General features: G+C 54.6%; 6 protein-coding genes, 2 tRNA genes and 2 rRNA genes. 6 read left to right on the top strand and 4 right to left on the bottom strand.

The annotated features are described in order from the left end of the window. Positions 1-3 precede the first annotated feature (3 nt). The 3 genes from QUE41_RS13710 to lhpI all read right to left on the bottom strand — a co-directional run bounded on the left by QUE41_RS13710 (position 4) and on the right by lhpI (position 4,612). Positions 4-2,118 carry a TonB-dependent receptor gene (locus tag QUE41_RS13710; protein WP_286339581.1) on the bottom strand — a complete coding sequence of 705 codons (2,115 nt, stop codon included), beginning with the start codon at positions 2,116-2,118 and terminating at the stop codon, positions 4-6. Between the two features lie 246 nt (positions 2,119-2,364). Further along, a complete protein-coding gene (locus tag QUE41_RS13705; protein ID WP_286339580.1) occupies positions 2,365-3,675 on the bottom strand; it encodes an aminopeptidase P N-terminal domain-containing protein in 1,311 nt (436 codons plus the stop codon). Beyond that, positions 3,668-4,612, bottom strand: a complete 945-nt coding sequence (gene lhpI / locus QUE41_RS13700; RefSeq protein WP_286339579.1) for a bifunctional Delta(1)-pyrroline-2-carboxylate/Delta(1)-piperideine-2-carboxylate reductase — start codon at positions 4,610-4,612, stop codon at positions 3,668-3,670. Before lhpI ends, QUE41_RS13705 begins: the two co-directional genes overlap by 8 nt. Positions 4,613-4,856: 244 nt before the next feature. On the opposite strand from lhpI, the gene QUE41_RS13695 reads away from it, so the two are divergent. Further along, complete coding sequence (locus tag QUE41_RS13695; protein ID WP_286339578.1) at positions 4,857-5,981, top strand: helix-turn-helix transcriptional regulator; 1,125 nt, start codon at positions 4,857-4,859, stop codon at positions 5,979-5,981. A gap of 26 nt (positions 5,982-6,007) precedes the next feature. Here the strand turns inward: QUE41_RS13695 and QUE41_RS13690 are convergent, their stop codons facing one another. Next, positions 6,008-6,922, bottom strand: coding sequence for a LysR family transcriptional regulator (locus tag QUE41_RS13690; RefSeq protein ID WP_286339577.1), 915 nt, complete (start codon positions 6,920-6,922; stop codon positions 6,008-6,010). A gap of 335 nt (positions 6,923-7,257) precedes the next feature. On the opposite strand from QUE41_RS13690, the gene gmhB reads away from it, so the two are divergent. The 5 genes from gmhB (at position 7,258) to QUE41_RS13665 (ending at position 13,208) form a co-directional block, all read left to right on the top strand. Then, the gene (gene gmhB, locus QUE41_RS13685; RefSeq protein WP_286339576.1) at positions 7,258-7,812 is read left to right on the top strand and encodes a D-glycero-beta-D-manno-heptose 1,7-bisphosphate 7-phosphatase; all 555 of its coding nucleotides are present in this window, start codon (positions 7,258-7,260) and stop codon (positions 7,810-7,812) included. 339 nt (positions 7,813-8,151) lie between these two features. Continuing rightward, a 16S ribosomal RNA gene (locus QUE41_RS13680) occupies positions 8,152-9,706 on the top strand. 67 nt (positions 9,707-9,773) lie between these two features. Beyond that, positions 9,774-9,850, top strand: a tRNA-Ile gene (locus QUE41_RS13675). Positions 9,851-9,886: 36 nt separating this feature from the next. After that, positions 9,887-9,962, top strand: a tRNA-Ala gene (locus QUE41_RS13670). Between the two features lie 359 nt (positions 9,963-10,321). Beyond that, positions 10,322-13,208: ribosomal RNA gene (locus tag QUE41_RS13665) — 23S ribosomal RNA — on the top strand. The 16S and 23S rRNA genes sit together here with 2 tRNA genes alongside, the layout of an rRNA operon. The last annotated feature ends 149 nt before the right edge of the window (positions 13,209-13,357 follow it).

The raw sequence follows: 13,357 nt of genomic DNA, 5'->3' as shown, positions 1-13,357 counted from the left end.
AAATCAGTAATTGAACTGGGCGGACAGACGGAAGCTGCGCTCGGCGCCGATGCTCAGATCGGAGTAGGAGCCACCGGCCATGTAGTCTTTATCGAACAGGTTCTCGACATTGAGCCTTAAGTTCATCTCCACCTGTTTGATCATCATCTTGAAGGAGGCGCCGGCATCGAAGCGGACATAGCCGTCTTTGGTGATGGTGTTGTTCAGATCGGCGTAGCGATCGCCCTCGTAGAAGGCGCCCAGGTTGAATGCCCACTGGTCACTCATTTTGTAACGGGTCCAGGCGGAAGCGGACCACTCTGGCGCGTCTATGGGACGTTTGCCCTGGTAGGTGTCGTGGTGGGTGTACTCCGCATCCAGATACATCAGGGAGGTCATGACGAACCAGCGCTCAGAGGCCTGGCCTTGGGCAGAAAATTCGAAGCCGCGATGCTGTTGCTCGCCGCCCTGGGTGGTCTTGGTCTGGCCGTTACCCAGATCTTCCGTCACCGCGATGTCGGTCTTGGTGATCTCAAACAGGGCGCCGTCCACCATCAGGCGACCATCGGCCAGTTCCCACTTGGTGCCCAGTTCCCAGGATTTGCCGGTTTCAGGATCCAGGTCCATGCCGTCATTGACGTCATCCTCTTTGGCCACCACCCCCTGAGGCTCGAAGCTCTCGGAGTAGCTCAGGTAGATGCTGCCGTTCTCTTGGGGGTGGTAGATGGCGCCCACCTTGGGCACGAAGGACTCATTGTTGTTGCCCGGGCCATCCTTGCGCTGGATGTCGAAGCGGCCGCCGAGCAACAACTGCCACTGTTCGTTCAGGGTGATCAGATCCTGCAGATAGAAGCCGTAGTACTTGTACTCGGACTCATACAGGCTGGTGTCGCGGTTATAGTCCAGGTCCGGGCGAGGCGGCAGGGGTTCACCGGGCACATAGGTTTGGGTCTGGTCCTTGTCGCGCAGCTGACCATAGTAGTAGTCGAGCATGTTGGCGCCGATGAGGATTTGGTGTTCCATGCCGGCGAGGTCCAGATAGCCATTGAAGTCGGCGTAGTAGGTCTTGTATTGCCAGTCGTCATAGCGGTCAAAGGCGGTGTAGTCGTAGCGACCGTCGGTGTAACCCGCTTCCTGGTAGGCCACGTAAGAGTCGTAACTGGGGCTGGAGTCCAGGCGCTGGCGGGAGAACATCTGGTGGTTGAGGCCCAGGGTCAGGGTCCAGTCGGTGCTCAGGTAGAGGTCCATATCCAGGCCGTAGTTCTCCACCTCGTTGTCGGTGAAGGCCCAGGGCATGTCCCAGATGGTGTCCTTGTCACCGATGATGTTACCGTCGCTGTCCAGCCAGGCACCGCGATCGATGCCGGTTTTGTCCTGGGTCATGTCGTAGTGGGCGGAGAGTTTGCCCCAGTTGCCCAGGTCGTACTCCAGGGCCAGGGCGCCCAGGAAGCGGTCTCGCTCCTGACTGCTGCCATCCTGGTACTCGCGCCAGTATTCCGCGTCCTGTTTTACCAGAGTGGCGCGATAGCGCAGGGTTTCGGCCTGATTCAGAGCGCCGCCTGCGTCCGCCTGAAAGCGGGTAGAGCCGTGCTCATCCACATCGAAGGCAAACTCAAACATGGTGTCGTAAGTGGGCTTTTTGGTCACCATGTTGATCAGGCCACCCGGAGCGGACTGACCATAGAGCATGGAGGAGGGGCCCTTGAGCACCTCGATGCGCTCCAGCGTTTCGATGGGGTGCACGTAGTGAGACCAGGCCTGCTGACCATTTCTTAGGTAACCGCTGCCGGAGGAGAGTTCGAAGCCGCGCAGACTGAACACCTCCCGGTTCCACTTCTGAGAACCAGAGGTGACGCTGGCATCGTTGATCAGCACTTCACTCAGGGTGGTGGCCAACTGTTCGTCGGCGATCAGTTCGGGAATCACTGTGATGGACTGTGGTGTGTCCAGCAGTGGAATGTCGGAGCGCATGGCACCTTTGGCGGAATCTGACTTGTAGTTGTCGAAGGAGATGGCGGTGACCACCATGCGCTCATCGACCCGCTCGATGGAAGCGGTGTCTTCGGATTGGGCGAAAGTGGGTGCGGAACCCAGGGCGGCAAGGATGGCAACCGCCAGGGGGCGAACAGGGTGAGACATTGAGATCTCCTGACAACGGAACAGTAGGTTGAATACGGAACGCTGCGAAATTTAAATGAGAATCACTGTTATTTAAACTCTGTGGTCGCTAGTGGATGCACGCTTGTGATCAAGATCTCAAAAACGATACTGATATTTATTCGCATTTACATTTGTAAAGTGCGAAAAGGTGATGACTACTGAAAAAGTCGAGGGAGAACAGTGGAAAAGACGAACTCTGCCAAGGGGGCAGAGTTCGTTTGGTGGTCAGCTCATCAGAGATTCAATCTCTGTCCGGGTTTTGGGGGCGTCTTTGGAGAGGACTTCATTGCCATCGGCAGTGATCAGGATGTCGTCCTCAATGCGGATGGCGATGCCGCGCCAGCGGGCAGGAACCCGCAGATCCTCGGCACCGAAGTAGAGTCCAGGCTCGATGGTGAGCACCATACCGGCTTCCAGTGTGCGCCACTGCCCTTGGGTGTCCTGATAGGGGCCCACATCGTGAACATCCAGTCCCAGCCAGTGGCCGGTTTTATGCACGCTGAAGGGCTTGTGAGACTGCGTCTCCAGTACCTGATCCAAGGTGCCCTCGAGTATGCCCAGTTCGATAAGGCCGTGGGTGAGCACCTCCATGGCGGTATCGTACAAATGGTTCCATGGAGTGCCAGGCTTCGCCTGCTCGATGGCGGCATTGAGGGCATCGAGCACCAGGTCGTAGATGATCGCTTGCTCTTTATTGAATTGGCCACTGACCGGGTAGGTGCGGGTGATGTCCGCGGCGTAGTGCCGATACTCTCCGCCGGCGTCGATGAGCAGCAAGGATCCGGCATCCAGTGGCTGGTTATTGTGGTCATAGTGCAGGCACATGGCGCGCTCGCCACCGGCGACGATGTTGGGGTAGGGATCGCTGATACAACCGTGACGGGCCAGTTCCAGGTTGAACTGGCCAGAGAGCTCCGCCTCGTTCACTCCGGGCTTCAGGTGGGTAATCACCCGGCGGTGGGCCTGGCAACTGGCGGAGACTGCGTGGCGAATGCGGCCAATCTCCATCTCATCTTTGATCACTCGCATCGGGTGCAGCAGTTCCGCCAGGGGGCGCAGGCGCCGGTATACCTTGGGTTGGTCGAACCTGGTGTTGCGCCTCTGGTGGTTACACCATTGCCACACCTTTTGCCCCAGCCTGTCTTGTTCATCACCCAGGAGGATGTCGGTGCGATCTTCCAACAGCTCCGGTAACCTGACATCCAGTTCATCAAGGGAGAAAGCCGCATCGGCACCGAAGTCGTTGATGGCACCCTCTACGCCGGCTCGTGTGCCGAAGCTGGTCTCCTGGTCAGGATCCTTGGGGCGGCTGAACAGTATGAATGATTGGGCATGGCCGGGGCGAAGCAGGGCAATGGCGTCTGGCTCTTCGAAGCCGGTCAGGTAGTAGAAGTCTTTGTCCTGGACAAAGCGGTAATGGATGTTCTTGGAGCGGGTGCGTTCGGGATAGGCGGCCAGGATCACTGCGGCATCGTTGCCCAGTGCGTCCATCAGCCGCTGCCGGCGCTGCCGATAATGATGTTGTTCGTTACTCATGGCGGTTACTCGATTGTACTGTGTTGGCGACCAGCTTGGCGGCGGCCAGATCTTCTAAAGCGTGGCCCACAGACTTAAAGAGTGTGAGCTGAGCGGAATTGGTTCTGCCAGGATGCTGACCCTGGCAGAGGTCAAACAGGTCGGCGTGGATATCGTCTGGTGTTATCAGCCCCTGGTTCAAGGGGAGCACCAGATCCCCGGTTTCTTTCAGCGCACCTTGACGAGTGTCCACAAATAGCTGGCATCGGCGGATCACCTCGTCATCGGCTTCCCTCATGTCGGGCCGGTAGGCGCCCACCAGATCCAGGTGTTGGCCATGTTGCAACCACTCTCCCTTGATGAGTGGATGCTGAGACAAGGTGGCGACGGAGATGATCTGGGCCTTTTGGAAGGCATCATCCAGGTGAGCCACCGCCGTGGCCTCCAAACCCAGTTGCCGGGCTTGCTCTGCCACCGCCCTGGCCTTATCGAGATTGCGTCCCCACACCATTACTTCACTGATAGGCCGAACGGCGCAGTGGGCCTGAATCAGCTCCAAAGACAAGGTGCCGGTACCGACCATCAGCAGGGTGGAGCTGTCCTTGGGCGCCAGATGGCTGGCGGCCAGGGCCGATGCGGCGGCGGTACGCCTGGCGGTTAACGCCGGTGCGTCCATCATCAGCTCCGGGGTGCCGGTGGCCAAGTCCATCAGCAAATAGATCCCCTTGATGCTGGGAGCATGCTCTGGTGCTACAGTGACTATCTTGACCCCAGCCTTGCCGCCACTTTCCCAGGCCGGCATCAGCAGCAGGGTGGTTTCCCTGTGGCCGGGATTGGCCATGTCATGGTGGTGGCGCATGGGCGCGGTCAGAGCGCTGCAGAAAGCCTGAGACAGGGCGTCTATCAATTTGGGGTAGGGCAGGGCCCGGCGAACGGTTTCGGCGTCAATGATGTCCATGTCAATTGTATACAATATCCTTTTTGTTGAGGGTAGAGTAATCAATTGCCGTTGTCACTAAGAAAGATCTGAGGTGTCGCAAGGGGAAAAGAAAATGGGAGCCGAAAGGCTCCCAAAAGGGCCGTACAAGATTTGGCGCTAACAAATCCATCAGATTGATATTGAATCTAGTTTCGATTGATGTTGCTGTCATCTACCATCTGGTATAAAAAATAGACAATGGACTGAGCCAAGGTGGGCAAGGATGAAATCGGAACTGATCAGGATGATCTATCAGGCTGTTGAAGAACCCCATCTGTGGACTGAGGTACTCAAAGGGGTCGCCGGTTTCAGTGAGTCCAACCACTGTTTCCTGTTGGCCAGGGAGGGACTGCATTCCCAACCCTTGGGGTTTTACGATTACGGATTCGATGAGCACTATTTCGAGCGGTATAACCAGTACTTCTACCAGGTGGATGTGTGGAGCCAGGCGTTGCTGCCCCACGCACCAGGCCAGTTCCATGCCAGTCATTGGGTCTATGAAGACAACCTGTTTCTAAACTCCGAGATCTATAACGACTTTGCCCGTCCGTCCAAGATTCGCCACTCCATAGGTTGCCTTATTACCCACAGTGATGGGCTGATCACCGAGCTGGGCTTTATGCGCAGTCAGGATCAAAGCCACTACACCGATGAACAGGTCAAGACCTCGAACCTGTTTGTTCCCCATATTGAGCAGGCCATTACCATGGCGCGCCGCAGGGAGTTTCTGGAAACCCAGCGGGCGCAGCTTATTGGTTTGTTTGACAGCAGCAGCATTCCCACTTTTATCTGTACTCAGGGAGGGAAGCTTCTCTACCGTAACCATCAGGCCGAGCAATTTGCCCAGGGAGCGGGCGTGCTGGCGGGGCGAGAGAGCGAGTTTCGCTTCGCGGAGACAGATCACCAGCTAACGTTCAACCGGTTGCGTCATGAGTCGATGCAGTTTATTGACGGTCAGGGGAGTGAAAGCCCAGGTCGTGAGCTGCTGACCTGGCCGGGAGGCAGGGTATGGTTGCATGTACGCCCCTGGAACTGGAGCACCGATGGCATCTGGGGGGAGCAGAGTGGCTGTGCACTCTTAGTGACCTTCGAACCCTGCAGTGGCGGACGGGTGCCTCAAATTGAGTGGATTGCCGAGCTGTTTTCTCTGACTCAGGCGGAGGCGGGGATCTGCCGCTCGCTGTGCAGCGGCATGACCAGTGAGCAGATTGCCGTGGCCCGTGGCGTGTCGGTGAAAACCGTCAGGCAACAGATCAAGAGCTGCCTGAAGAAAACAGGCACCAGCAGTCAGGTTCAGTTGGTGTCCACCATGCTGCTGGCATCCATGGAGCCAAACCGGGCGTATTGACTCTGATTAACTGGTGGAAGAGGCCTCTATATATTGTACTCCTCGAGTGCCAGGTCCCCGGGAGCGAAGTTTCGGCTGAGGGTCAGCAGGGCGTCGGCGGCTGGCGTCAGGGGCAGAGACTTGCGCCAGATAAGGGCCAGATCCCAGTGCAGAGCAGGCTCCATGGGACGGAAGGTGAGCTTGGCGCTGTTGAGTTTCTGGCAGATGGGGGCGGGCAGAAGAGCCAGACCCATGCCGTTTTCAACCATGGTTGCCAGGAAGTCCCACTGACCGCTGCGGAATGCCACCTTAAGTTTGACCCCATTTTGCTGGCTGAGCCGGCTGATCAATTGGGCCAGAGAGAAATCTTCGTTGTACAGAACGAAGGACTCGTTGTGGAAGTCCTGCCACTGAATCGAGGTTTTCTCGGTCAGGGGGTGAGAGTGAGGCAGACACACCCATAGGGGATACTGGGCCAGTTGTTTGTAGTCCAGCTGCTCTGAGTGGGTGACCGGCAGGGCGGTAAAGGCGATATCCAACTTGTCGGCGATCAGCGCCTGCTCACAGCCATAGCCGCCATACTCCGACATCTTCAATACCACCCCAGGGTAGCGTTGGCGAAACTGGGACAACAGTTCGATCATCAGGCTGCTGAGCATGGGGCAGATGCCCAGGCGCAAGGTGCCTGACGTGAGGTCGGTCAAACTTCCTAACTCTTGTTGCAGCCTATGCCACTGACCGACGATGCTCTCTGAAGTCTGCTTCAGATGCTCTCCGGCCGGGGTCAGTCGGATACCTTGATTGCTTCGAACCAGCAAGGGTGTCCCAAGACTCTCTTCAAGTCTTTGAATCATCTTGCTTAGCGTCGGCTGTGTCATGAACAACTGGTCGGCTGCTTTGGTGTAGTTGCCACATTTCACCAAAGCCAGGAAACAGTTGAGGGAGCGTATGGTTGTGTTCATGCCAAAATGGAATCTACTTCATGGTGTCAATTCATTTTACTCATTTGCCAAGGCTCCGTACAGTTGATGCCTGTATGAGAGCACGTTGGGATTTGCACACAGAGGCCCCTTTCCCTACGTAGTGGCTCCCCCATCAACAAAATGACTGCTTTGTGTCTGGTGGTCTGATGGGAGCGGAGCCTTACGGCAGCGATGGTATCTTGGAAAGAACTCTCCCCAATTGTGATTGAGCCCGCGCTAAGCGGGCTTTTTTTTAACCTCAATTCCTGCCCCTATCCCTTGAGTTCACAAGGGCTTTATCGATAATACCCCCATTGAGTTTTGAGCAGACAGGTATGCCTGTGCGTAAAGCAGTGTTTTTGGATAGGGACGGCGTGATCAACCTGGATCACGGCTATGTCCATAAGATCGATGAGTTTGAGTTTGTTCCTGGCTCACTGGAGGCCTGCGCCCGCCTGTATAAGGCAGGTTATCAGCTGGTGGTGGTAACCAATCAATCGGGCATCGCCCGAGGCTATTACACAGAGGAGCAGTTCCATACTCTGAGTCAGTGGATGAGCGAGCGTTTTGCCGAGGCGGGGGCGCCCCTGCTGGGCGTGTACTTCTGTCCTCATCATCCCGAGAAGGGGCTGCCTCAATACATAGGAGAGTGCCAGTGCCGCAAGCCCAACCCCGGCATGCTGCTGCAGGCGGCGCAGGAGCATGACCTGGATGTCGCTTCTTCTGTGATGGTGGGTGATAAGCCAGGAGATGTCGAAGCGGGCCGAAATGCCGGCGTGGCCACCTGTATCCAGGTGCGCAGTGGCAAACCGGTGGATGGCGCCAGTGGTGCCGACTGGATTGCCGATGACCTGGCCGGTGCTGCACAGTGGCTGTTGGGCAAAAAATAACCAAACGATTCAAGGGGGGGATTTTCCTGTTGCCAACAGAAATTCCCTCCCTATAATGCGCTTCCTGTCGACGGGGCAAAGCGGAAGGAAAACGGACGCTGAGCAAAACTTCGACACTCGGCGCCAAGGCAGCGAATTAGCCCTTGACCGCCACGGAGAGTCGCGTAGAATGCGCCTCCTGTCTCGATGAGAGACACGCTCTTTAACAATTAGTCAGACAATCTGTGTGGGCACTCGCGCAGGATTGATATCTCATATATCAATGTTGCACTGAGTGACTATAACAAGTTAATTCAGTAATTCATTGAGTCGGAATTTTCGGATTCCAAAAAAACTTTTTAATTGAAGAGTTTGATCATGGCTCAGATTGAACGCTGGCGGCAGGCCTAACACATGCAAGTCGAGCGGAAACGACAACAAAGATTCTTCGGATGATTTGTTGGGCGTCGAGCGGCGGACGGGTGAGTAATGCTTAGGAATTTGCCCAGTCGAGGGGGACAACAGTTGGAAACGACTGCTAATACCGCATACGCCCTACGGGGGAAAGAGGGGGATGCTTCGGCACCTTTCGCGATTGGATAAGCCTAAGTGAGATTAGCTAGATGGTGAGGTAATGGCTCACCATGGCGACGATCTCTAGCTGGTTTGAGAGGATGATCAGCCACACTGGAACTGAGACACGGTCCAGACTCCTACGGGAGGCAGCAGTGGGGAATATTGCACAATGGGCGCAAGCCTGATGCAGCCATGCCGCGTGTATGAAGAAGGCCTTCGGGTTGTAAAGTACTTTCAGCGAGGAGGAAAGGTTAACGGTTAATACCCGTTAGCTGTGACGTTACTCGCAGAAGAAGCACCGGCTAACTCCGTGCCAGCAGCCGCGGTAATACGGAGGGTGCGAGCGTTAATCGGAATTACTGGGCGTAAAGCGCATGCAGGCGGTCTGTTAAGCGAGATGTGAAAGCCCCGGGCTTAACCTGGGAACTGCATTTCGAACTGGCAGACTAGAGTCTTGTAGAGGGAGGTAGAATTTCAGGTGTAGCGGTGAAATGCGTAGAGATCTGAAGGAATACCAGTGGCGAAGGCGGCCTCCTGGACAAAGACTGACGCTCAGATGCGAAAGCGTGGGGAGCAAACAGGATTAGATACCCTGGTAGTCCACGCTGTAAACGATGTCTATTAGGAGTCTGTGCCCTTGAGGCGTGGGTTCCAAAGCTAACGCATTAAATAGACCGCCTGGGGAGTACGGCCGCAAGGTTAAAACTCAAATGAATTGACGGGGGCCCGCACAAGCGGTGGAGCATGTGGTTTAATTCGATGCAACGCGAAGAACCTTACCATCCCTTGACATCCACGGAAGCTTTGAGAGATCGAAGTGTGCCTTCGGGAACCGTGAGACAGGTGCTGCATGGCTGTCGTCAGCTCGTGTTGTGAAATGTTGGGTTAAGTCCCGCAACGAGCGCAACCCTTGTCCTTAGTTGCCAGCACGTAATGGTGGGAACTCTAGGGAGACTGCCGGTGATAAACCGGAGGAAGGTGGGGACGACGTCAAGTCATCATGGCCCTTACGGGATGGGCTACACACGTGCTACAATGGTCGGTACAAAGGGTTGCGAGCTCGCGAGAGTCAGCCAATCCCATAAAGCCGGTCGTAGTCCGGATTGGAGTCTGCAACTCGACTCCATGAAGTCGGAATCGCTAGTAATCGTGAATCAGAATGTCACGGTGAATACGTTCCCGGGCCTTGTACACACCGCCCGTCACACCATGGGAGTGGGCTGCACCAGAAGTCATTAGCTTAACCTTCGGGAGGGCGATGACCACGGTGTGGTTCATGACTGGGGTGAAGTCGTAACAAGGTAGCCCTAGGGGAACCTGGGGCTGGATCACCTCCTTACGAAATAGATACGGTTTTGCGTTGAGTGTTCACACAGATTGTCTGACGAAAGATTAAGAGTTTCGATGGGTCTGTAGCTCAGCTGGTTAGAGCGCACGCCTGATAAGCGTGAGGTCGGTAGTTCAAGTCTACTCAGACCCACCAATCTTTCCCTTTAGATTGGGCATCGAGAACCATGATGGGGCTATAGCTCAGCTGGGAGAGCGCCTGCTTTGCACGCAGGAGGTCAGCAGTTCGATCCTGCTTAGCTCCACCACTTCTCCTTTGAAACTCAATATCTGGCAAGAAGCCAAAGCTAAATACCAGTATTTACCTTTGGCTTTTTTGGGCCTCGGCCTGAATAAGCATGCTCTTTAACAATTTGGACAAGCTGATAATTTCTCGAGATATTTGCAATTTTTGCAAGTGCCTTGAATATCTGGCGATAGATTAACGTATTGGTTGTTTAATCGTATTAAGCAGCTTCAGTAGTTTCTGCGCAGGAATTTGGTGCTTAGGTGAGGCGAAAGCCGAACGAGCGAGGGCGTGTGGTTCATCCACATAACCGAGTGAGTGAGGATTTCAACGACGCATAAGCGACAAAGACCCAGCAGAAAAGACCTATTGGGGTTGTATGGTTAAGTAACTAAGCGTACACGGTGGATGCCTAGGCAGTCAGAGGCGATGAAGGACGTACTAACTTGCGATAAGCGGTGATGAGGCAGTAAGAGCCATTTGAGTCACCGATTTCCGAATGGGGAAACCCGGCCGCATAAGCGGTCACTGTGCACTGAATACATAGGTGTACAGAGCGAACCAGGGGAACTGAAACATCTAAGTACCCTGAGGAAAAGAAATCAATTGAGATTCCCTAAGTAGCGGCGAGCGAACGGGGATTAGCCCTTAAGCACAGAGGGTGTTAGTGGAAGCTTCTGGAAAGTAGCGCGATACAGGGTGATAGCCCCGTACACGAAAACTAACTTTGTGTGAAATCGAGTAGGACGGGACACGTGATATCTTGTCTGAACATGGGGGGACCATCCTCCAAGGCTAAATACTCCTGACTGACCGATAGTGAACCAGTACCGTGAGGGAAAGGCGAAAAGAACCCCTGTGAGGGGAGTGAAATAGAACCTGAAACCGTGTACGTACAAGCAGTGGGAGCCCTTCGGGGTGACTGCGTACCTTTTGTATAATGGGTCAGCGACTTACATTTTGTAGCAAGGTTAACCGAATAGGGGAGCCGTAGGGAAACCGAGTCTTAACTGGGCGAATGAGTTGCAAGGTGTAGACCCGAAACCCGGTGATCTACCCATGGGCAGGTTGAAGGTTGGGTAACACCAACTGGAGGACCGAACCGACTAATGTTGCAAAATTAGCGGATGACTTGTGGGTAGGGGTGAAAGGCCAATCAAACCGGGAGATAGCTGGTTCTCCTCGAAAGCTATTTAGGTAGCGCCTCGTATCTCACCATTGGGGGTAGAGCACTGTTAAGGCTAGGGGGTCATCCCGACTTACCAACCCTTTGCAAACTCCGAATACCAATGAGTGCAATTACGGGAGACACACGGCGGGTGCTAACGTCCGTCGTGGAGAGGGAAACAACCCAGACCGCCAGCTAAGGTCCCAAAGTTCTAGTTAAGTGGGAAACGATGTGGAAAGGCTCAGACAGCCAGGATGTTGGCTTAGAAGCAGCCATCATTTAAAGAAAGCGTAATAGCTCACTGGTCGAGTCGGTCTGCGCGGAAGATGTAACGGGGCTAAACTAGACACCGAAGCTGCGGATGCACACTTGTTGTGCATGGTAGAGGAGCGTTCTGTAAGCGGTTGAAGGTGTGTCGAGAGGCATGCTGGACGTATCAGAAGTGCGAATGCTGACATGAGTAACGTTAAAGCGGGTGAAAAACCCGCTCGCCGGAAGACCAAGGGTTCCTGTCCAACGTTAATCGGGGCAGGGTGAGTCGACCCCTAAGGCGAGGCCGAAAGGCGTAGTCGATGGGAAACGGGTTAATATTCCCGTACTTCTTCTTACTGCGATGGAGTGACGGAGAAGGCTAGGCCAGCGCACTATCGGATGTGCGTTTAAGGTTGTAGGCGGTGTACTTAGGCAAATCCGGGTACACATTACGCTGAGAGCTGATGACGAGGTGCTACGGCACTGAAGTGGTTGATGCCATGCTTCCAGGAAAAACTTCTAAGCTTCAGGTAAGAAGGAATCGTACCCCAAACCAACACTGGTGGTCAGGTAGAGAATACCAAGGCGCTTGAGAGAACTCGGGTGAAGGAACTAGGCAAAATGGTACCGTAACTTCGGGAGAAGGTACGCTGCTGACGGTGATGGGACTTGCTCCTTAAGCTGTCGGCAGTCGCAGATACCAGGTGGCTGCAACTGTTTATCAAAAACACAGCACTGTGCAAACACGTAAGTGGACGTATACGGTGTGACGCCTGCCCGGTGCCGGAAGGTTAATTGATGGGGTTATTCTTCGGAAGAAGCTCTTGATCGAAGCCCCGGTAAACGGCGGCCGTAACTATAACGGTCCTAAGGTAGCGAAATTCCTTGTCGGGTAAGTTCCGACCTGCACGAATGGCGTAATGATGGCCACGCTGTCTCCACCCGAGACTCAGTGAAATTGAATTTGCGGTGAAGATGCCGTATACCCGCGGCTAGACGGAAAGACCCCGTGAACCTTTACTACAGCTTGGCACTGAACATTGACCCTACATGTGTAGGATAGGTGGGAGGCTTTGAAGCATTGTCGCTAGATGATGTGGAGCCGTCCTTGAAATACCACCCTTGTAGTGTTGATGTTCTAACCTGGGCCCCTGAATCGGGGTTAGGGACAGTGCCTGGTGGGTAGTTTGACTGGGGCGGTCTCCTCCCAAAGAGTAACGGAGGAGCACGAAGGTTGGCTAAGTATGGTCGGACATCATACGGTTAGTGCAATGGCATAAGCCAGCTTAACTGCGAGACAGACACGTCGAGCAGGTACGAAAGTAGGTCATAGTGATCCGGTGGTTCTGCATGGAAGGGCCATCGCTCAACGGATAAAAGGTACTCCGGGGATAACAGGCTGATACCGCCCAAGAGTTCATATCGACGGCGGTGTTTGGCACCTCGATGTCGGCTCATCACATCCTGGGGCTGAAGTCGGTCCCAAGGGTATGGCTGTTCGCCATTTAAAGTGGTACGCGAGCTGGGTTCAGAACGTCGTGAGACAGTTCGGTCCCTATCTGCCGTGGGCGTTTGAGAATTGAGAGGGGCTGCTCCTAGTACGAGAGGACCGGAGTGGACGAACCTCTGGTGTTCCGGTTGTCACGCCAGTGGCATTGCCGGGTAGCTAAGTTCGGAATCGATAACCGCTGAAAGCATCTAAGCGGGAAGCGAGCCTCAAGATGAGTTCTCACTAGACCTTTAAGGTCTCTAAAGGGCCGTCCAAGACTAGGACGTTGATAGGCAGGGTGTGTAAGCGTTGTGAGGCGTTGAGCTAACCTGTACTAATGACCCGTGAGGCTTAACCATACAACACCCAATGGGTTTTGAAATCCCAGATAGAAAAGCGCTTGCGAGAATGCAAACGAGAAACAGCTTGCCCAGATTAAGGAACGAATTGTATCAAGTACGTCCATGTACTTGACCCTTCGGGCGCACTGAAGTGCGTAAACTTTGTT

Source organism: Ferrimonas sp. YFM, assembly GCF_030296015.1.
GTDB lineage: Bacteria > Pseudomonadota > Gammaproteobacteria > Enterobacterales > Shewanellaceae > Ferrimonas.
Note: the sequence above shows the minus strand (reverse complement) of the source record. Positions and strands in the feature narration are given on the sequence as shown.